Annotated in this window: 18 protein-coding genes and 1 pseudogene; 3 read left to right on the forward strand and 16 right to left on the reverse strand. The window is 44.9% G+C overall.

Annotated features, from left to right (window positions below; all coding sequences use genetic code 11):
• Positions 1 to 62: 62 nt before the first annotated feature.
• From MHI21_RS13655 to MHI21_RS13670, 4 genes are all read right to left on the reverse strand, one after another.
• Positions 63 to 764 carry a FadR/GntR family transcriptional regulator gene (locus tag MHI21_RS13655; RefSeq protein ID WP_061828291.1) on the reverse strand — a complete coding sequence of 234 codons (702 nt, stop codon included), beginning with the start codon at positions 762 to 764 and terminating at the stop codon, positions 63 to 65.
• A 155-nt stretch (positions 765 to 919) separates the two neighbouring features.
• Positions 920 to 1,939 (reverse strand): aldose 1-epimerase, encoded by a 1,020-nt coding sequence (locus tag MHI21_RS13660; protein ID WP_013310435.1) that lies wholly within the window; start codon positions 1,937 to 1,939, stop codon positions 920 to 922.
• 137 nt (positions 1,940 to 2,076) lie between these two features.
• A complete protein-coding gene (locus MHI21_RS13665; protein WP_061828289.1) occupies positions 2,077 to 2,880 on the reverse strand; it encodes an MBL fold metallo-hydrolase in 804 nt (267 codons plus the stop codon).
• Between the two features lie 126 nt (positions 2,881 to 3,006).
• Positions 3,007 to 3,303, reverse strand: coding sequence for a hypothetical protein (locus MHI21_RS13670; RefSeq protein WP_342418366.1), 297 nt, complete (start codon positions 3,301 to 3,303; stop codon positions 3,007 to 3,009).
• 162 nt (positions 3,304 to 3,465) lie between these two features.
• Here MHI21_RS13670 and MHI21_RS13675 point away from each other — a divergent pair, with 162 nt between their 5' ends.
• Positions 3,466 to 4,698 carry an aminopeptidase gene (locus MHI21_RS13675; protein WP_069289646.1) on the forward strand — a complete coding sequence of 411 codons (1,233 nt, stop codon included), beginning with the start codon at positions 3,466 to 3,468 and terminating at the stop codon, positions 4,696 to 4,698.
• Positions 4,699 to 5,137: 439 nt separating this feature from the next.
• Here the strand turns inward: MHI21_RS13675 and MHI21_RS13680 are convergent, their stop codons facing one another.
• The 10 genes from MHI21_RS13680 to MHI21_RS13725 all read right to left on the reverse strand — a co-directional run bounded on the left by MHI21_RS13680 (position 5,138) and on the right by MHI21_RS13725 (position 14,866).
• Positions 5,138 to 6,256: a glycerol dehydrogenase gene (locus MHI21_RS13680; protein ID WP_165176913.1), complete on the reverse strand. Its 1,119-nt coding sequence runs from the start codon at positions 6,254 to 6,256 to the stop codon at positions 5,138 to 5,140.
• A gap of 36 nt (positions 6,257 to 6,292) precedes the next feature.
• Positions 6,293 to 7,300, reverse strand: a complete 1,008-nt coding sequence (bioB, locus tag MHI21_RS13685; protein WP_342418367.1) for a biotin synthase BioB — start codon at positions 7,298 to 7,300, stop codon at positions 6,293 to 6,295.
• A 211-nt stretch (positions 7,301 to 7,511) separates the two neighbouring features.
• Positions 7,512 to 8,813: a hemolysin family protein gene (locus MHI21_RS13690; protein ID WP_185156284.1), complete on the reverse strand. Its 1,302-nt coding sequence runs from the start codon at positions 8,811 to 8,813 to the stop codon at positions 7,512 to 7,514.
• Between the two features lie 388 nt (positions 8,814 to 9,201).
• Complete coding sequence (gerQ, locus tag MHI21_RS13695) at positions 9,202 to 9,654, reverse strand: spore coat protein GerQ (protein WP_341161315.1); 453 nt, start codon at positions 9,652 to 9,654, stop codon at positions 9,202 to 9,204.
• A gap of 56 nt (positions 9,655 to 9,710) precedes the next feature.
• Positions 9,711 to 10,133, reverse strand: coding sequence for a cell wall hydrolase (locus MHI21_RS13700; protein ID WP_061828283.1), 423 nt, complete (start codon positions 10,131 to 10,133; stop codon positions 9,711 to 9,713).
• Positions 10,134 to 10,253: 120 nt separating this feature from the next.
• Positions 10,254 to 11,003 (reverse strand): glucose 1-dehydrogenase, encoded by a 750-nt coding sequence (locus MHI21_RS13705; RefSeq protein ID WP_342418368.1) that lies wholly within the window; start codon positions 11,001 to 11,003, stop codon positions 10,254 to 10,256.
• 136 nt (positions 11,004 to 11,139) lie between these two features.
• Positions 11,140 to 11,535, reverse strand: a complete 396-nt coding sequence (locus MHI21_RS13710) for a DUF2500 domain-containing protein (RefSeq protein WP_013371386.1) — start codon at positions 11,533 to 11,535, stop codon at positions 11,140 to 11,142.
• Positions 11,536 to 11,724: 189 nt separating this feature from the next.
• The gene (locus MHI21_RS13715) at positions 11,725 to 11,907 is read right to left on the reverse strand and encodes a hypothetical protein (RefSeq protein ID WP_061828281.1); all 183 of its coding nucleotides are present in this window, start codon (positions 11,905 to 11,907) and stop codon (positions 11,725 to 11,727) included.
• Positions 11,908 to 12,060: 153 nt separating this feature from the next.
• Positions 12,061 to 13,311: a YCF48-related protein gene (locus tag MHI21_RS13720; RefSeq protein ID WP_342418369.1), complete on the reverse strand. Its 1,251-nt coding sequence runs from the start codon at positions 13,309 to 13,311 to the stop codon at positions 12,061 to 12,063.
• Positions 13,312 to 13,474: 163 nt separating this feature from the next.
• Positions 13,475 to 14,866 carry an amino acid permease gene (locus tag MHI21_RS13725; RefSeq protein WP_076295092.1) on the reverse strand — a complete coding sequence of 464 codons (1,392 nt, stop codon included), beginning with the start codon at positions 14,864 to 14,866 and terminating at the stop codon, positions 13,475 to 13,477.
• Positions 14,867 to 15,098: 232 nt separating this feature from the next.
• Between MHI21_RS13725 and MHI21_RS13730 the strand changes: the two genes are divergently transcribed.
• Positions 15,099 to 16,028: an L-lactate dehydrogenase gene (locus tag MHI21_RS13730; RefSeq protein WP_013310450.1), complete on the forward strand. Its 930-nt coding sequence runs from the start codon at positions 15,099 to 15,101 to the stop codon at positions 16,026 to 16,028.
• A 118-nt stretch (positions 16,029 to 16,146) separates the two neighbouring features.
• On the opposite strand, the gene MHI21_RS13735 is transcribed toward MHI21_RS13730, so the two are convergent.
• Positions 16,147 to 17,244, reverse strand: a complete 1,098-nt coding sequence (locus tag MHI21_RS13735; RefSeq protein WP_069289650.1) for a DUF3900 domain-containing protein — start codon at positions 17,242 to 17,244, stop codon at positions 16,147 to 16,149.
• A gap of 383 nt (positions 17,245 to 17,627) precedes the next feature.
• On the opposite strand from MHI21_RS13735, the gene MHI21_RS13740 reads away from it, so the two are divergent.
• Entirely contained in the window at positions 17,628 to 18,845 is a 1,218-nt protein-coding gene (locus MHI21_RS13740) for an MFS transporter (protein WP_190299413.1), read from the forward strand.
• Between the two features lie 164 nt (positions 18,846 to 19,009).
• Here MHI21_RS13740 and MHI21_RS13745 read toward each other — a convergent pair.
• A pseudogene (locus MHI21_RS13745) lies at positions 19,010 to 19,161 on the reverse strand (ABC transporter ATP-binding protein); the annotation flags it as partial.
• Positions 19,162 to 19,317: the final 156 nt, after the last annotated feature.

Here is a 19,317-nt window from a genome sequence, read left to right on the forward strand (position 1 = left end):
CTCAAGTAAAAGGCTCAAAGATCATTATTCATCTGATCATCTGATGTTTAAGAATAAAAAAATTACGAACTTCCCATATGCTTTTGCAGCTCCAGCTTGGTGCCGTCCAAATGTTGAATGCTATAAAGTTCGGCAGCCTTGCCATCCTGATCCCGGATTGCTTCATATATTTTTTCATGCTGCAGAGTAAAATGATTTTGCATCGCTGGATCGGTAATGAGATTGTTCAACGCCTTGCGGATGGCCTCTACAAAGCTGCCATATACGTCTGTAAGCACCTTATTGCGTGTAGCTCCGGCAACAGCCAAGTGAAAAGTGATATCCGCATCTAGGTACCCAGTCAAATCTCCAGCGGCCAAAGTTGCAGCACGACGGTCCAACGCCGCACGCATTAAGCGTAAATCCTCGTCATTACGACGTAATGCAGCCAATCTGGCAATCTCTAGTTCCAACACACTCCGCACTTCATAAACCTCAATAATTTCAGCACGGCTTAGACGGTAATCCAATGGCTCTTGAGAAGTCGTCGGTTGGCAGACAAAAGTTCCGTGTCCTTGCTTTTTCTCTAATAGACCGGCATGTACCAGAACGCTAACCGCTTCACGTACTGTAGATCGCCCAACTCCGAATAGCTTCATGAGCTCAGGCTCGGTTGGAATCTTAGTGCCCACATTCCATTCACCAGCAGCAATTTTTCGTTGCAGCTGTTCAGCCACTTCATCGGCGATTTGCTTGCGTTTGACGGCTTGAAAAGGAAAATTCATCTGATCATCTCCTGTTTCGTATCATACTACGACTGCTTGTCATTCTGCAACCTTTTTCGTCCTCCTTCCCCATTGGTCCTTACCTATGCTTTACATACCCAAATAAAGCCTGCACCGTTGGACACGATACAGGCCTATAAGGATAAATTTAAATGTTAGGATTTCGATTTATTAGGTGTAATACAATACAAACGGCTGGTTGCTTCAAAAATATGGCCTGGAGCCAGTGCAATCAATCCGATCTCCTCTGCTGGCAGGTCCGGACGATTCGGTGCATTGATCATGTTCATTTGCGGCTCAGGACAGATGAATTCCTTGTTCGCTTTGTTATTCCAGATCATCCAATGCTTATAAGCTGTGCCTACATCGTATACGAGGGTAGCACCTGTCTTACTGTGTGTCAGTTCCATGTAGTTGCGTCCATTTTGCGGAGCTGCCGTGTAATGATTATCCATAGAGGCAAAATAAGGACTAACTCCCGTCGTCTTCAGCAGTTCCTCTTCCGGAGATAAAGGCTGGAACTGACCTGTGGCCAACAACCGTTCCGTCAGCTCACGACGCTCACCGATTGTGACCTTAATCTTGTAATCCTCAGGCGAGCTATCGGGTACGAACGGAACGCGAATCGCTGTGTGAAAGGCAAATAAGTTGGGGATCGGTTGATCGCCCTCGTTATGGATCACATAACGCTGATGCAGGCCAAATTCGTCCAGGCTGTACGTTAACTTCATGGTAAAGGTGAAGGGTAAATAGCGGAACATGGGATGTCCTTCCCTTACATGCTGATTCATTACCACATAGCTACCTTGCTCCCCAGAACCGTAGTCCTCAACCTCCCACCGAACAGTGTGTAAAAAGCCATGCAGATGGTTGTGGGTCGCCTCTTCATTTATCGGCAGCTCATATGTAACACCATTCCACAGGAATTTTCCATCCTCATACCGATTCGGAGGAAACAGGAAAGGAATTCCGTAAACAGACGGGCTTTGCTTAAAAGCCTCTATGCTCTCAGCATCTGGCTCACGCAGAAAAGAATATCCCGTTTCATTGTCACGAAAAGAAATCAGATTTGCGCCGTTTCCCGGCAGGGCAACTGCTTCATATCGTCCAAATTTAAGACGAATCGCCGGTATTCCATAATAAAGATCACCAATTGCAGCATGTTGTTGTGTCATCAAAAAATCCTCCTTGATGAAATGACGATGTTTAATGAAAGCGTTTAGCTTTTGGCTTGACTATACCATGCTGAGCAAAAAAATTCCACGTCCACACAAAAAACGATGCCCCGCAAGGCATCGTCCTTCACACATCATTACACATAACGGCCCTGTTTGGGTACAGCCATGTGCTCAAAATCTCCCGCCAGTCGCTCCAGCTGATCTGTCAGCTCAGCACCATGCATGTAATGACCATGTCCTGTGACTGCAATCTCAGGCTTTAACTTGGCTAGCATTTCCACCGAACGCTGCGCAGCTTGCCAATCTGTCGTAAAATACGCAGGAGGCCCATGTATTTCTTTTTCCTGTAAAATAACGGCCAGTGCCGATTCCTGTTTCACCGTAATAAAAGCGTCACCGGCCACCATTAACCTTCTTCGCTCATGAAAAAGCGATACATGACCAGGTGTATGTCCTGGCGTATGCAGCCACTTCCAACCAGGGGCACCGGGGACACTGCCATCTGGGGGCAGTGATGTGATGCGATCATCGAGATCTATAGCATCATTAGGGTATAAGAAGGAAATGCCCGACATTAAACCTCCCCCTACACTAGGGTCAGGTTTTTGATAATCCTTCATTCCCGTCAAATAAGGTAATTCCAAAGGATGTGCATAAACAGGTGTACCCCAATGCTGTACCAACTCAATAACCGAACCTACATGATCAAAATGACCATGTGTAAGCACAATAGCGATCGGAGGGCCAGTGAACCGTTCCTCTGCCAGGCGTATGATCGAGTCTGTAAATCCTGTCATCCCCGTATCCACCAGCACCCAGGAACGGCTTCCCGGCTCCCCAATAAAACACATATTTACAAACAGCGTCCGTAAGCTCAGGAGATCGGGAGCAGCCTCTTCATTTGCCGTCATTCCTTCGGTGAACAGATGATTTGCCAAAGCTTCACCCTCCTATTCACATGGAATTTCCTGTTAATATCGACCTTTAGGCTTCCCCCATGTCAGCAGATTATGCGGACACTGCTAAATATAATCCGCTTGTCACGAAAATAGACCATGTTTACATTACTCGGGTAATTTGCTCCATGCCGTATCTAGCAAATAGTCGAACAAATCATCGTTCTCTTCAATCCAGCTATCCATTAGCAGCATCTCTTCCTCCACCCGTGGCTCTCCCGCAAAATGGAGACTGTAATCCCATTCCTTTCCCCTTTTGCTGTGGAATGTGATTTCATATACAGAACTCTGTCCCTCTACTTTAAATACCACTTGGCCCAGATAAGCACCATTCTCATCTTTTGTCATTTGAGCCTGTTGAATATGTACTTCTTTCACTTCCTGAGGTGAATTTTGCTCTGTCATTCATCTATCCGCCCTTTCATTTTCACTAAATAGTACCAAAACTGATTTGTGAACCTTTTCGTTACATTGTACAATATATAAGCTATGTGTGGAATTTGCAAAAAAACTGTGCAAATTACCCAAGCCTTGTTTAAGGCTTTTCGTGAAATGGAGGAAAGTTACATGTCAGATTTTCAACAAAAATTGCAAAAATATGCCGAGTTAGCCGTTCGGGTCGGCGCCAATGTCCATCCTGGGCAGACACTCATCGTTCATGCACCAATTTTGTCCGCCGAACTCGTGAGACTTATCGTCAAATCAGCGTATACTGCTGGGGCCAAGCTGGTTACAGTAAAATGGAGTGATGAGACTATTACTCGATTACAGTATGAACTAGCTCCTGATGAAACTTTTAATATTGCTCCCAAATGGTACGCAGCCGAAATGACTGAAGAGGTCGAAAATGGCGCAGCTGTACTGCATGTCATTGCAGAAAATCCGGATTTGCTTCAGGGAATTCCGTCCAGCCGAATTACTGCTGCCCAGCGTGTGCGGTCACATGAATTACGTCAATATCGTGAGTATCAAATGGCCGACAAATTCAGTTGGTCTCTGATTGCTTATCCTTCAGCAGAGTGGGCTGCCAAAGTATTCCCTGATCTGCCAGCTTCAGAGCAAATGGATAAACTGTGGGATGCCATTTTCAGCACCGTGCGTGTGGATCTGGATAACCCTGTGGAGGCGTGGAAAGAGCATTTGAAAACCCTTTCCAGCAAAGCTGATATTTTAAATGCCAAACGCTATAAAAAGCTGCATTATCTGGCTCCAGGCACAGACCTCACCATCGAATTGGCAAAAGATCATCTGTGGGTAGCAGCGGAAAGCGTCAACCAACAGGGACATACTTTTGTAGCCAATATGCCTACCGAGGAAGTGTTTACAGCTCCGCTCAAAACGGGAGTGAACGGTAAGGTCAGCAGCACCAAACCACTTAGCTACAGCGGAAATATCATCGACAACTTTTCATTGACTTTTGAAAATGGACGTATTGTCGATGTGCAGGCAGAAACCGGTTTGGAAACTCTTCAGCATCTCGTAGAAATGGATGAAGGTTCACACTATCTGGGAGAGGTTGCTCTCGTACCTCACAAGTCACCTATCTCTGATAAAAATATTTTATTTTATAATACGTTGTTTGATGAAAATGCCTCTAACCACTTGGCCATCGGTAATGCTTATGCATTTAACCTTAAAGGCGGCAAGGATATGACTCAAGAGCAGTTGGCTGCCAACGGCCTGAATTCCAGCCTGACTCACGTCGACTTTATGATCGGTTCAGCTGAAATGGACATTAACGGCGTTACCGAGGACGGTACTGAGGAACCTATCTTCCGTAAAGGAAATTGGGCGATCTAACACGGCAAAAAAGGCTCCCACCGCTTTATGCGTGAGAGCCTTCTTGCTTCTTCCTATAGGCTATGTTAGATCTATTTTACAACGTGTTAATCCAAGAATTCGCTGCAATTCCAAAAACAATTTGTATCACGCTGATGATGAAAAAGATAATAAGGCAATTTACAACTCTTCGATTGGTGGTTTGATGCATGGATAAAGATGATTTCACGTAAAACATGCTGCCCAATATTCCTATACACACACCGAAAATCCCCGAAAATAGCAATCCTATAACCAAGCTGACCACGACAAAAGCCCAACTCCAGCCCGGAACTTTACTCACAGGAACATAAGGTTGATTGGACCCAAGATATACACCTTATAACACAAGTTGCAAGTTAAAAAATGGAAAAAAGGTCGCTGATCAGCGACCTTTGAATCTACTTTATTTCGTATGAGGTTAGCTTTTATGTCCAATTTTAGCCTTGTAGACAAGTGAATATTGGTCAGCCGCTAAAATCGCATCAAGCACATCATCCGCTGTGACAGCAAATGGTAGATTGTGAGCAGTTTCGCCTTCTTTGGTAGCAGCCTGGGCTACCCTGTATAAATCCTCTCGGGAAGCTTCCTGTAGCTTAATGTCTTCTAGCGTGACAGGCAGATCGAGTTTTAGATAAAAGTCAATATACCGCTCCACCTCGGACAAAGGTCTTTTTTCCAAGGCAAGCTGGACTAAGGTGCCAAAAGCTACCTTCTGACCATGTGTCAGGTGATGAATATCCCCTTCCAGAACGGTAAAACCATTGTGAATCGCATGTGCGCCTGCCAAACCGCCGCTTTCAAAGCCCAAACCGCTTAGCAACGTATTGGCTTCGACTACCGCTTCAAGCGCAGGTGTGACGACTTTGCGTTTTACGGATTCATAAGCCTGCAGACCGTAATCGAAAAGAACTTCCTCACACTTGGACGCAATGGCTTCTGCCGCCAGGGTTGGCAAACCACCAGCCATTGTCGTTGCGCGAGCTTCAATGACCGCACGGACCTCAATCCACGTTGCCATGGCATCTGCAATGCCTGAGGAGAGGAACAAGGGCGGCGCTTGAGAAATGACTTTCGTGTCCACCAGGATCAGGCTCGGATTTTTACTGAAAAAGGTATACGTATCAAATGCACCCTCATCGGTGTACAAAACAGATAGTGCACTAGTAGGGGCATCTGTAGAAGCAGTCGTTGGAATAATCACAACTGAGGAACCGAGTAGTTCATTAACGGCTTTGGCCGTATCCAGCGTTTTACCACCACCTACACCAATGACAATATCGACCTGGGCGCTTCGTCCCTGATCCGCAATACGGTTGACTTCATTTTTCGATGCTTCCCCTTGAAACTCAATTTTAACCGCCGTAATATCAGCCTGTTCCAGACTTTTTACTACGCGGTCGGCTGCAATCTCCCAAACCAGCTTGTCCGCAATAACCAAGGCAGTATGACCTAATGGCTTAACATACTCACCTGTTTTATCAATCACATTTTTCCCTTGCACATATTTACCTGGACTAATAAATACTTTTTCGCTCATCGTTTAACTCTCCCTTCCAAGTTTGTACAATTTCTATTATACGGTTGAAAGGGCACACATCTCAATTTCGAAACCAAGATCTTCAATCATTTGATGATCAAATGTGACCTCTTGGCCTTCTGTCGTTAAATAATCTCCTACAAAAATTGAATTCGCTGCATACAGGCATAGCGGTTGTAACGAGCGTAAATTCAACTCTCTTCCACCTGCAACGCGTATTTCTTTGGATGGACAGATGAAGCGGAACAGTGCCAGCACCTTCAAAGCTTGGATAGGTGATATTCGCTTTGCTCCTTCCAACGGGGTTCCAGGGACTGGATTCAAAAAGTTAACCGGAATAGAGTCAGCATCTAACTCCCGTAAGGCATAAGCCATTTGTACGATTTCCTCATTCGTTTCCCCCATCCCGATAATAACGCCAGAGCATGGAGACATTCCGTGAGATTGAGCCATTTTCACAGTTTCGACGCGTTGATCGTATGTATGTGTGGTTGTAATCGAAGGATAGTTGGCCTTACTTGTATTTAAATTATGATTGTATCGATGTACCCCAGCCTCTGCCAACCGCCGTGCCTGATCTCCCTTGAGAATCCCTAAGCAGGCGCAAATTTTGAGCGGCATCGTGCGATTAATTTCTTGTACTGCCTCAATCACCTGATCCAGCTCTCGATCTGTTGGACCTTTGCCGGAAGCTACGATGCAATACGTCCCTGCTCTCCGCGCTACTGCTTCCCTAGCTCCAGCCAACAGTGATTCCTTGTCCAGCATACTGTACTTGCTCACAGGCGCCGTGGATACGATAGATTGTGAGCAATAACCGCAATCCTCCGGGCACAGGCCACTTTTGGCATTGATGATCATGTTGAGCTTTACTTTTTTTTCATAAAAGTGATGTCGCACCTGAAATGCAGCTTGCATAATCGGTAATAATTCCTCATCGTCGGCTTCCAGTACCTCCATACCTTCTTCCAGCGATATACGGCTGCCTTGGATCGCTTTTTCAGCCAACAAGCCCCAATCTATAACCTCTTTTAGTAAATTCATACTTCTTGCCTCCCAAAATTTAATGATCATGTAAATGGATAAGATTTCAACGTAGAGGAAGTTTCTTTGTTTATTGTCAACCCAGACGATTATAATTAGGTTGACAATAACACGAACATCATATCAATTCATATCCTTTCTGTAAAGGAGGCAAATTAAAAAGCGACCCCACATCGTTCAAGGTCGCTCTCAAGATTTATTCCGTATTCCGTTATGAGACTCCTGCTTTTTCCACGATAATAGGCTGTTTTATCAGCCGAATACGTGAAATTCGCTTATTTTCAACTTCTTCTACCGTGAACATACATCCCTCAAACAATACAGACTGGCCAGGCTGTGGAGGAATAACCTCGACATGTGAGTATAGCCAGCCCCCTACCGTATCATAATCCTCATGATCCAGATCCAGTCCAAAGCGATCGTTCACTTCATCAATTAATAACATGCCGTCAATGGAAAATTCCTCGTCATTAATCTGCTCACAACTCGGACGTTCCTGATCGAACTCATCCTGAATTTCACCAACGATTTCTTCCATAATATCTTCCAGTGTTACCATCCCCGATGTCCCGCCATATTCATCAATCAAAATGGCGATTTGCGTCTTGCTACGCTGCATGCGTTTGAGCAGATCACTAATTTGCGTAGATTCCGGGACAGCAAGAATCGGTCGAATCATCGTACGGGTATCCAGTGTGTTCGCCCGTAGAAGGTCCTTAATATGGATAAAGCCGATAATATGGTCCTTATCTTCGGCGCAGATTGGATAACGGGTTCTCATGCTTTCCGTCGCAATCGCGAGATTTTCTTCTGTGGACTCATTACTGTATAAGCAGATCATCTCAGTTCGCGGAATCATGATTTCCCTGGCGGTCGTGTCGGTAAAATCAAATATATTATCAACAAGCGCCAATTCCGTATTATCAATTAGTCCGCTCTTATTGCTTTCTTTCATCAGAATGCGTATTTCATCTCCGGTATGCGCGGAATCGTCATTTTCAGATACCGGCTCCAGACGGAATAAACGCAGCAGGCTGTTCGCCATTCCATTTAACGCCCATATGAATGGATACATTAACTTGTAAAACCAAGTCATCAGCATGGCTGAATACAGCGTAATGGTCTCAGATTTACGAATAGCTATCGTTTTGGGCGCCAATTCACCCAACACAATATGCAGAATCGTAATAACAATAAATGCAATAACCACGGCAGTACCGTGCACATATACCGCTCCTAATCCAGCGGCTGTAAATACAGGTTCGATCAAATGTGCGATGGCCGGCTCTCCGATCCATCCTAGTCCCAACGATGCTAGTGTAATACCCAACTGGCAGGCAGACAAATAAGCGTCCAAGTTGTGTAACATATTGGCGGCGTACACGGCCTTTTTATTGCCCGCTTCCACCAATGTTTCAATACGGCTGCCTCTGACCTTCACCATGGCAAATTCCGCAGATACAAAAAAACCATTCAATAGTACTAATGCAAAAACAATAAATAAGTTAAACATACTCGGTAAAGGGTCACTCAATATGCTCCCCATCAGCCGTCATTACGGCAGACAGGCGCACCTCCTTCGGATAGTTTCATCATAGACAGAACGATAACACATCATAAGCAGCGTCAACTTCCCAACACATTCACTCCCTCCGGCTTCCAAAGCCATATTCCGCATAAATGATTAGATCATTCATCAGCTTATATTTAATTATATAACTATACTCTATACAGTCAAACCACAAGCAATGTCAGAAAAAACAGCTCCCCTATCATTTAGGTCATAAAGCTCTCGTTTTCGCCGCTTACCATCAAGAAAGCTACTATATTTGAGAAAGATTATAAACAAAATACATCCCCTGCCGTCTGGCAGAGGATGTAGACTCATATATATGAAGGCATCAGCGAACCGGGGCACCCGGATTCCCGATGACGCCGGGATATTGGTACAACAATGGCTCATCAAACGTTGCATAGTCCAGGTTTAGCATCAGCAGAATGGTCCGTTTGCCTGTCGCCGGATCACTAATAATAATGTGATCCCGACCTGCTGCTTCCAGAATGCCTTTGAATATTTTCGCATTCCATTCCCGGTTATTTTCATAGGTCATATAAAAGGTTCCAGTTTTGCCTAAGTTCAAGCGTAAAATATTTTCGATGTATGATTGCTCGTATTGCGGAGTCTGAACCTGCACTACGGTACCCGTTGGTGTCATAGGGCTGCCACTACTTACTTGAGGTGGAAAGCCAGTCATAGGCTGCATGGTTCCCATTGGAGCCATCCCTCTTGGCCATTCGGGATATCCGTTGCCGGAAGCATAAGATACGGGACGGTAAGCTTGCTGTGAAATCATGTAAATTCCTCCTAAAATGGTTTTAATTTAATTCTTCAAGCCATTCTGTAAAGTGTCTAATATACATTAGGACAATCCTGTACAGACGGGCTAAAAAAGCAGTGGGCTTTAAAACGTCCGGTATTGGTCTGGTCATACCAAGTGCCCGGACAGTTTCCTGCTGGTCTGAAAAACCATAATGCATTGGATGCCGGATGTAGCTTTTCTCCATTGATTACACGCTGGGCAAGTCGAATGTCCCGATCACGGGCTTTCTGATAAAAATACCCCTTCTGAGTGGCTTCAAAACCTCCGGGGCTTTGAAACACCATGTCATTCATGAGACGTATCCCCCGGAAATCTAGGCAATTGGATAAAATTCGGTTCACACCGACATTCCCAACCATGAGCATCCCCATCTCGCCTTCACCTTCAGCCTCAGCCCGCATCAGCCGGGCGAGGGTCCTTACATCTTCTGAGTTGGTCTTGATTACAGCCACCGCGTCCCCTCCTCGCTTCTCCATCACATACCCTATCGTATGGTACAAATGCCCAATGGGTGACAGTCCAGAAAAATAAAAAAATAGCCCCAAGACTGGGACTACTCATTCAGGCTTTTATTATGGCTCATAAATCATTTTACGCGTCATGCCACCATCTACTACCAGATTCGTGCCTGTTACAAAATCATTGCCGGGTTGTGTCAAATACAGACAGGCCCGTGCGATGTCCTTAGGGGTTCCTACTCGCCCAGACGGATGCTGTTGATGGTCTTCTGCACGCAGTTGATCATAATCCCCGGTTTCAATCCACCCTGGACTGATGCAATTGACCTGAATCCCGTCCTTTCCTAGCGATATGGCCATCGCGTGTGTAAGGGCCCCAATCGCTCCTTTGGATGCCGCGTAGGCTTCTGTATCCGACTCTGACATGAAAGCTCGTGTAGAGGTCATATTGACCACAGAGCCACCTTCTGCGTTTCGTTTCATCACCTTAGCTGCTTCCCTAGTGGCAATAAAACAGCTGCGTACGTTTGTATTCAGAATGTCATCCCATTCTGCTATCGTTAACTCATAAGGAGATTTCCATTTGGACACGCCAGCGTTGTTAATTAGCGTATGAATCGTACCGTATTCTTCTTCCGTGGCACGGATTAGCGCTACAATATCTTCTTCCTTCCGCACATCACAAGGAATAAAAATGGCCTGATAGCCCTCGTTCCGGGCCGCTGCAGCGGCTGCGGCCCCCTCCTCCTCATTGTAGTCGGCAAATACAACATGGGCACCCTGAGCAGCGTAGGCAAAAGCGACCTCTCTCCCGATGCCATGCGCCGCTCCTGTTACAATAACAACTTGTCCCTCAAATGACACAAATCATTCCTCCTCTGAACTACACTGTTCTAGTATATATGTACCAAAATGTACTGTACAAGAAACATCTACAGCCCTCTACCCTGGCTTCTCGCAGAAGGCTGTAAATGAATCTAAAAAATAATTAGACTGAATTCTACATTTTAACCTGTTCCAAGCTATAGCGATTAAGACGCTGAAACCCGATATACCTTGTACCCTGAAAAGTAAGCCGTCCCTCATCCCCTTCAGCGCATTGACCATATTCTTCCCCAGATACCTTAAACTCCATCCGGTCGCCACTTTCCACCTCGAAGGTTACGTAATAGAAAGTATAGGTACGAGTCCCTTGTTCCTCCTGCCGCCTCTGTTGGAGATGTGTCCTTCTGGCTGTAATTCGGGAACCGACCGTCAATACAGGCTGCCTTTTATTCCGACTCCATTCCATGACTTCCCTGCCTGCAGACAACACGACAATACCCAACACGACAACGAAAAATACGGGCAGTACCGTGCCCAGCCAATCGAACATCCATAATGACTCAAAACCCATGCACCGCACTCCTCTCCGCCAGGCATTTCACAGGGAAACTACCGGGCCTCCTGACCTGACCTAAGCTTTCTATAACAGTATATGTATGTTCCTGCCCAAATTTGATAGCAACCCTTAAGAACGCCAAGAGCCCCCACGGAATTATCCGGGAGGGCTCAAGAAATGGCGATATCAGAATGATGCATCGATTTACACATGTACAAGCTGGAGATAACGTTGTGTTTCATCCAGAACTTCATGATTTTCGTCTTCAGCGTAACGCTCTGCACACTGCTTGCAGTCCTCTTCAGTCGTGCAACCATAGGCATCCTGGCAAGTATAACAAAATTGAAGGTAGTATTGGGTTAACATATGATCCTGATTCGCTCTCATGATTATCACTCCTATCGTTGTTTACAGGTTTAGTATAACAGCGGCTTATTCGTTAGTTTGTGATTTTTTTCACATATAGTCGTATAAAATTTAAAGTTTTTAAAAATAAAACGCCCTGGGAAAAACACCCCAGGGCAATCACCTTTATAGCGATTATAAAATTCTCCAGTTCGCACCGCCGTCTGTCGTTTTCAGCAGCAGTGACTTTTTGTCATCAAGGCGTTCCAAAAGAAGCCAACCCACCGAAGAAGAAGCGAAACGGAGCTTAACCGATCGTGGGTAGTCTTTTAGCTTCAAAGGTAGCACTTTGTTGCCTGTGAGACTTGTCCACGTCTTCCCCCCATCCATTGTACGGCTCATTCCGGTCTCGGTTATGATCCACCCTTCCTTTTCATTTAGAAACGTACGGCCAGGGATAATAGAAATAATGTTGCTACTCAGACCCAAAGGCACACCGTTCCATTGTGTCCCTGTATCGTTTGTAAACAGTCCGTTATATTTTATGGCCTTATCCCCATAGCAAAGAACCGGAATCCAGTACGAGGCACTGCTCCCTTTCAGAGACTGCTGGGCTTCTGCTTTGGCCTGAGGGCAGCCCTGTATTCTGTTAGCTACCGGAGTCCAGGTTTTCCCTTGATTCAAAGTCTTGTACAACTTAACACTGTTATCCAGATTGATCGCTACAAACCCCTGATTGTTGGAAGAAAAGCTCATCCCCGCCAGGCTGCCCCGATCGGGTAAACCTGAGCCTGATTTGTTGGATGTCATACCCGAACTTTGAGCAACTTTATTCCATGTGGCTCCCCCGTCAGTGGTGTGATACAACAGTTTTTGTTGATCCTGCTCATTCAGATTTACATATGCCATGATCCAGCCAGTAGTTGGATTTACATATTGAATCGAGCTCACATGGTCCCCGCTTGGAAGCGCTGAAACATCCCAGCTCTGTCCTCCATCTGCTGTTCTCAGAATGACGGTTGCTGTTTTGTCCAAATTTTGACGGACAACCCAACCGTGACGAGAATCAGTGAAACTGATGTCCTTTCCATATTCAAGCTTGTCTTGAAATTGGACATTTTCGGAGGGGGAAATATTATTCCATGTCTTTCCGCCATCATGAGTATCATAAAGCCGGAGCTCATTATGGGTAACTCCCCAAACTAGCCCTTTATTGTTATCAATTAAATGAAAATCCGCTATTCGCGTCTGTACTACATATTTGGCGTTGGGATCGCCCACCTTTGGAGTCACTGGTGGATTAATTGTAATCGTCTGACCCTGGTCATCAGGTTCCTCAATCGGAGGTTTAGTTAACGTATCTGGGGCTTCAGCAGAACAGGCAGTCAGTAGAATGCCCGTCAGCAGCAGTACTCCCCCCAAGAGCGCACGCCAGCGCAGTTTCATATAAAATCCTCCCTCGATGGCATGCTGTAATCACGTGCCAAAAGCTTATCTGAAACAGAATTATACCATAAACGCCTCTATGTGACACTTTTCGCGTAATGTCAAAAAAAAACGGACCCTTCACAAAAGTGCAGGATGCCGGCTTTTTTTATACTAGAATTTATTAAGATTTACGGTTCAACAAACTTTTGTGGTATCCATAGAAGAAATAGATCAACAATCCAAGCAGGAGCCACACAATGAATCCAATCCAGGTGCTAATATGAAGCTGAAGCATCAGACCGATGCAAACCAAAGCACTTAAAAGTGGGAGCAACGGAACCCACGGCACGGTAAAGCCTCTTTTCAAATCAGGGCGTTTCTTGCGCAGAACGATAACTCCTACCGATACCACAGCAAAAGCGAATAGGGTTCCAATACTCGTCAGATTGGTCAGTGCATGTAACGGGAACAATCCACTAGCCAATGCGATAATGCTGCCCACCAGCCAAGTGCTTCGAATTGGCGTTTGAGTTTTGGCATTTATTTTAGATAAAAAAACGGGTAAAAGGCCATCACGTGACATGGAGAAAATTAACCGCGTTTGACCATACAAGAGCACCAATAAAACGGTCGTCATCCCCGCAATCGCACCGACTGAAATCAATCCGGCTACGAAATCCTGATGAATAAAGCGGAGAGCAAACGCAACAGGATCACTTACCCCCAACTGCGTATAAGGTACCATTCCCGTTAGCACAACTGAAACCGCAATATACAGTACTGTGCAGATCGCTAGAGAAGAAATAATACCGATGGGCATATTCCGTTGCGGATTGCGAACCTCTTCGGCTGCAGTTGAGATGGCGTCGAAACCCAGATAAGCAAAAAATACGATTGCCGCAGCACTCAAAACACCAGAAAATCCATAAGGCAAAAATGGTGTCCAGTTGTCAGGCTTAACATAAAAGATACCGATCCCAATAAATAGCAATACAACTCCGACTTTAACACAAACCATTATTAAATTGAATCGGACCGTCTCCTTGGCTCCGAGACTCAGTAACAATGTGATGAGCATAATGATGCACACGGCTGGTAGATCAATAATGGTCCCCTTGGTCGAATCGAAGGCTGCGGTTAAAGCCAGCGGTAAATGTACATCAAATCCAGCCAGCAAGCCTTGAAAGTAAGCAGACCATCCACTACTCACAGAGGCGGCCGCCACTCCATATTCCAGAATTAGGTCCCACCCCAGTACCCAGGCCAAAATTTCTCCAAATACAATATAACTATACGCATAAGCGCTCCCAGCTGCGGGAACTGTAGATGAAAGCTCCGCATAGCACAAGGCTGCTAGTACGCAGGCAATACCTGCAATAACAAAGGAGAGCATCAATCCAGGACCTGCATTTTCTGCTGCTGCCTTGCCAGTAATAACAAAAATCCCGGTACCGATAATACATCCTACACCTAGCATGGTGAGATCAAAGGCACCCATTGTTCTCTTTAAGCGACCTGTAGATCCGCTTTCCTCATGCGGGAGCAGTCCTGTTTTTTTTCGAAATAAGTCCATATGCCGAATCCTCTTTCCATAATTTCATGCGTCAATATCGGTGCTGCAACGCTTTAGTGCGTGTTCTTATCATTCGATTAATTATTAGCGAGCTCGCCTTTGAAGTCAAGGAAAAATGTCATATTTCTTTGCGGTGGGTTAGTATATAGGGTACACTGAGTTGGAAAGATAAATTTTTAAGTAATATCCCAAAATGAAAAGGTATACAACCCGAGAAGGAGATGAGGATTTTATGAGCTTAAAACCTTACAAACGAAGTAGAGTGGCTATTGTCGGCATGGGAGCGGTTGGCACAACAACCGGCTACACCCTGCTGTTGCGCCAACGCATGTCAGAACTTGTCTTTATTGATGTCAACGTCAAAAAGGCGAAGGGGGAAATGCTCGATATGAATCATGGGCTTCCCTTTCTCGGTGGTGTCAAAGTGTGGGCAGGTGATTATGAAGACTGCCGTGATGCAGATATCATTATTGTTACAGCGGGCGCTTCACAAAAGCCGGGAGAAACGCGCATTGATTTACTGAAGCGTAATGCCGAAATTTTTGAAAGTATTATTGATAATATCGTCAAGGTCAATACACATGGCATTTTGCTGATCGCAACCAATCCAGTGGACATTCTCTCCTACATCTCTTGGAAACGCAGTGGTTGGCCTTCAAGCAGAGTCATTGGATCAGGAACGTTGCTGGACAGCGCACGCTTCCGCTATCTGATCGGGAAGCAAAAGGGCATCGATCCACGAAGCATCCACGCCCATATTATTGGAGAACATGGTGACTCTGAGTTACCTGTATGGAGCACAGCCAACGTAGCTGGAACTCCGCTGGAACTGGGTGAAGAAACGAAAAATGAAATTTTTGAAAATACCAAGAATGCTGCCTATGAAATTATAGATGCTAAAGGCGCAACTTCTTATGCTATAGGGCTGGCTCTCGACCGAATCGTAGCCGCCATTCTCGGGGACGAGGGGTCGGTACTTAATGTGTCCACCTTGCTGGAAGATTATAACGGAGTATCTGACGTATATTTAGGTGTTCCAAGTATCGTAGATCACAATGGAGTACGTGAAATTTTGGATCTTCCGCTCAATGACGAGGAACGTGCCAGGTTGCTTCAATCTGCGGACAAGCTGAAAGATCAAATTAGCAAAGTTCATATGTAGATCGGGAACATAAAAGCTAAACAAAACTGGCCTCCACAGCGGTAATATCCGTTGAGAGGCCAGTTTTTTAGTCATTATAATGTAAAAGTTCAATTTGTCGTCTTGCTTTGCATTCGAATTACCAAGGTGGCGTATCGCCATCCTCATTTTCATGCTGGCGTTTCTCTTTTAGCCGCTCAGCCACCGTTTCAAACGATTCAGGTTGGAGCAGCTCAATCGGTGAAAATCCCTTTTCAAACGTAAATGCATCGCCTTCAATAATAAGTGCATATCTATCATGAAGTTTCGTGATATGCAGCTTGGCGCCAAAGTCGGACAGTAGCCCACGCACGGCCGTATCATCTAGTTTAAAACGAACTTCAATTTCTGGTTTCAGCTCGACAATATGCTGTGCAGCCTCTACGACCTGAAGGGGTTCCCATTTCCCTTGCAAATCCCGTTTTTCGCTAGCCGCCCACAATTCCAGATCACGCTCTTCCTGCTGTCTTTCCTCATTAGATGCATCCGGCCATTTGGTTTCTACATAGTTCTGAACGAAGCCCATAACATGCTCATTGACGATTTCGGGCATGGATTGCTCATAGGTCACGAATTTCAAAAAATCTTCAAAATACCGGGCATGCGAAGACTGGTGAATTTTAAGCTCCCACTCATCGTTCATCCCCTCCTCAAGCATGTAAGGATACATGATGGATTTCATATTACGGGCAGAAATAGCCATTTCGACCTCACTCACCAAACTGCTTTCAGTAATTCTGGCAATTTTAGGTTCAAAATCACATTTAAGCACAAAAATAAACGGATCATCCGAGTGTGTATTCAAGGTAGCCTGTACAATGATCAGCGCTCCGCCGCGTACTGCGCTCGTATCCAGATACATCCGCACCAGATCGTCACAAGCATTTTTAAAATCTTCCTTATCCTCTGCTGCCCGCAGTCGGGCGAACATATTGAAATTCGGATTACTGCTCAATTCATGCTCCGGTTCGACGATAAAGCGGCCGATTTTGGTCGGTGCCTGCTCTGTGCTGGGATTTTTTTCAACCTTCCGCTTGCTAATACGAGTAAATTCCCCGTCCAAAAATTTTTTAACATCGCTTTCGTCATAATCGTAGTCGTCCATTGTAGCGTAATGCTTATAGGACTTACCACCCTGTCCTTCTTTTCCATCTACCTGAATTACAAAAAAAGATAAAAAATCCACTTGAAAGTTCATTTATGTTCCATTCGCTCCTTTTCAGGCATGTACGCGTAATTATATCACTATGATTTTAAAAGGTACATCGGATTCAGAGCCCTATTATTAGATAAGCAATTTAGTTAACATAATATATATTATGTTATTTTTTTGATTAGATATTATTACCAACTCGCAAGTTTAAAGTGAGTACTTTTATCACTATTCTAATTCACGTCCTTAAGGATCATTGGCCTCTTTATTTCCATGCTCTACTTTCTTCTTGGTTTCAAAAAACATTTGACTAAACAGTAGTTAATTTATTATATTATCTATTATTATATAGACAAAAATAAATTTTGTTTATATAAAACAATATCCCAAGGGGTTGCGCCTTGAAAACAGGAAAGGAGAGTTTGTTGTTGTTTAAAAATCCATATATAAGGACCATTATCGCCTCCAATGCGCTGCTAAATTTGGGCATTTGGGTGCGCAACTTTGCCATACTTTTGTATGTAACAGATTTGACTCATAATGATCCCGTCTACGTATCGCTCATTTCGGTTGCTGAATTCATGCCTATTTTTCTGTTCGCTATCATTGGAGGAACATTTGCGGACCGTTGGCGGCCCAAACGGACTATGATTAGTTGCGATTTGCTATCCGCGGCCTCTATTTTTATTGTCTTGTTGGCATTATGGTACGGGTCATGGCAAGTACTTTTGCTGTCTACTTTCTTTTCGGCCATTCTATCTCAATTTTCTCAGCCGTCTGCGATGAAGATATTTAAGCAGCATGTAGCACCAGAACAGCTACAGGGAGTGATGGCCCTTTTTCAATCTCTCATGGCATTATTTATGGTTATAGGCCCTGTTATCGGTACATTTATTTATCAACACTTTGGAATTTTCATTTCAATGTCTATAACCGGAATATTGTTTCTCATCTCGGCGCTTGTCCTGACTCGTATTCCACAAGATGAACAAGCACTTGAGATAGATGATCAACCCACTCATTTCATTCAAGAGCTTAAAGAAGGAATACGTTATGTATGGAATAACCGCACACTTCGCACGCTTGGGGGAACATTTACCGTAATTGGGCTTGCGGTTGGACTTATTCAACCATTAATGGTTTTTGTCGCCATCGAGAACCTTGGACAAAACAAGGAATTCCTGCAATGGCCATTAATGGCGAACGGAGCGGCTATGCTGGTGGGAGGTGGCCTGATTATGGGGGTTGCCAAAAAAGTACAGCCGCAATTGCTGCTGGTGGCCGGACTTTTGGTCAGCACACTGACAACCTTTGGAGTCGGATGGTCGCACAATATTGTGCTGACAATGGCACTACAAGTTTTCAGCGGCTTATTTTATCCTTGCATTCATATCGGTATCAACACGATGATGATGAAAAATGCCGAAGCTGCTTTTATCGGCCGCGTCGGTGGTGCCCTCTCTCCCCTGTTCTCCGGGATGATGGTCGTCGGTATGAGTATCGGCGGAACACTCAAACACGAATCCTCCCTGAACACCGTATATACCGTGAGCGCCGGCTTATTTTTGGTCGGAGCGATGCTATTGTTACCATTGCTTCGTGACAGGCAGCCCGTACAAGCTGTCATAGCCGATGATTCTAAATAACAGCACAAGAAACCGCCCCTGGAGATATGATATGGCATCCTCCGGGGGCGGTTTCTTAATGTTTGTATCATGATTTCATACAGATTATGACTCTCTTCCTTCATGCTGTCTTTTCCACAATCGTGCATACAGGCCGTACTTTTTCCGCTACCCGAAGGCCCTACAACAAAATTCTCTCCGATTAGTTGGTAGGCTTTAATTACCCGAATACCATTTAAATACTCCTGTAGGCGATTCGCAGCATTGATTTTGGCAGCATATGATTGACGTCCAGCCGTCGCTGGATACGTGAAGTAAGCAATACCAACAAAGCAGCTTGTATGATTTAATTGAAAATTAAAAGAAATAGGGGGGTTGTGAACAAGAAAAAGACGAAAATTATCGTTAGGCGATGCCCCTGCCTGTTGTTGTCTCTACTTTTATAACTACGAGTGATTTCAGTCTTAACTCAAACAGCGCGCACCGATTCAGT

The sequence above is a fragment of the Paenibacillus sp. FSL H8-0168 genome (genome assembly GCF_038592955.1).
Taxonomy (GTDB): Bacteria; Bacillota; Bacilli; order Paenibacillales; family Paenibacillaceae; genus Paenibacillus; species Paenibacillus polymyxa_B.

Bases quoted from the DNA above. Each gene is read 5' to 3' on its own strand.
- MHI21_RS13655 (WP_061828291.1), bottom strand. From the start codon at position 764: ATGAATTTTCCTTTTCAAGCCGTCAAACGCAAGCAAATCGCCGATGAA.
- MHI21_RS13660 (WP_013310435.1), bottom strand. From the start codon at position 1,939: ATGACACAACAACATGCTGCAATTGGTGATCTTTATTATGGAATACCG.
- MHI21_RS13670 (WP_342418366.1), bottom strand. From the start codon at position 3,303: ATGACAGAGCAAAATTCACCTCAGGAAGTGAAAGAAGTACATATTCAA.
- MHI21_RS13675 (WP_069289646.1), top strand. From the start codon at position 3,466: ATGTCAGATTTTCAACAAAAATTGCAAAAATATGCCGAGTTAGCCGTT.
- MHI21_RS13680 (WP_165176913.1), bottom strand. From the start codon at position 6,256: ATGAGCGAAAAAGTATTTATTAGTCCAGGTAAATATGTGCAAGGGAAA.
- bioB (WP_342418367.1), bottom strand. From the start codon at position 7,300: ATGAATTTACTAAAAGAGGTTATAGATTGGGGCTTGTTGGCTGAAAAA.
- MHI21_RS13690 (WP_185156284.1), bottom strand. From the start codon at position 8,813: ATGTTTAACTTATTTATTGTTTTTGCATTAGTACTATTGAATGGTTTT.
- gerQ (WP_341161315.1), bottom strand. From the start codon at position 9,654: ATGATTTCACAGCAAGCTTACCGTCCCGTATCTTATGCTTCCGGCAAC.
- MHI21_RS13710 (WP_013371386.1), bottom strand. From the start codon at position 11,535: ATGGGTTTTGAGTCATTATGGATGTTCGATTGGCTGGGCACGGTACTG.
- MHI21_RS13715 (WP_061828281.1), bottom strand. From the start codon at position 11,907: ATGAGAGCGAATCAGGATCATATGTTAACCCAATACTACCTTCAATTT.
- MHI21_RS13720 (WP_342418369.1), bottom strand. From the start codon at position 13,311: ATGAAACTGCGCTGGCGTGCGCTCTTGGGGGGAGTACTGCTGCTGACG.
- MHI21_RS13725 (WP_076295092.1), bottom strand. From the start codon at position 14,866: ATGGACTTATTTCGAAAAAAAACAGGACTGCTCCCGCATGAGGAAAGC.
- MHI21_RS13730 (WP_013310450.1), top strand. From the start codon at position 15,099: ATGAGCTTAAAACCTTACAAACGAAGTAGAGTGGCTATTGTCGGCATG.
- MHI21_RS13735 (WP_069289650.1), bottom strand. From the start codon at position 17,244: ATGAACTTTCAAGTGGATTTTTTATCTTTTTTTGTAATTCAGGTAGAT.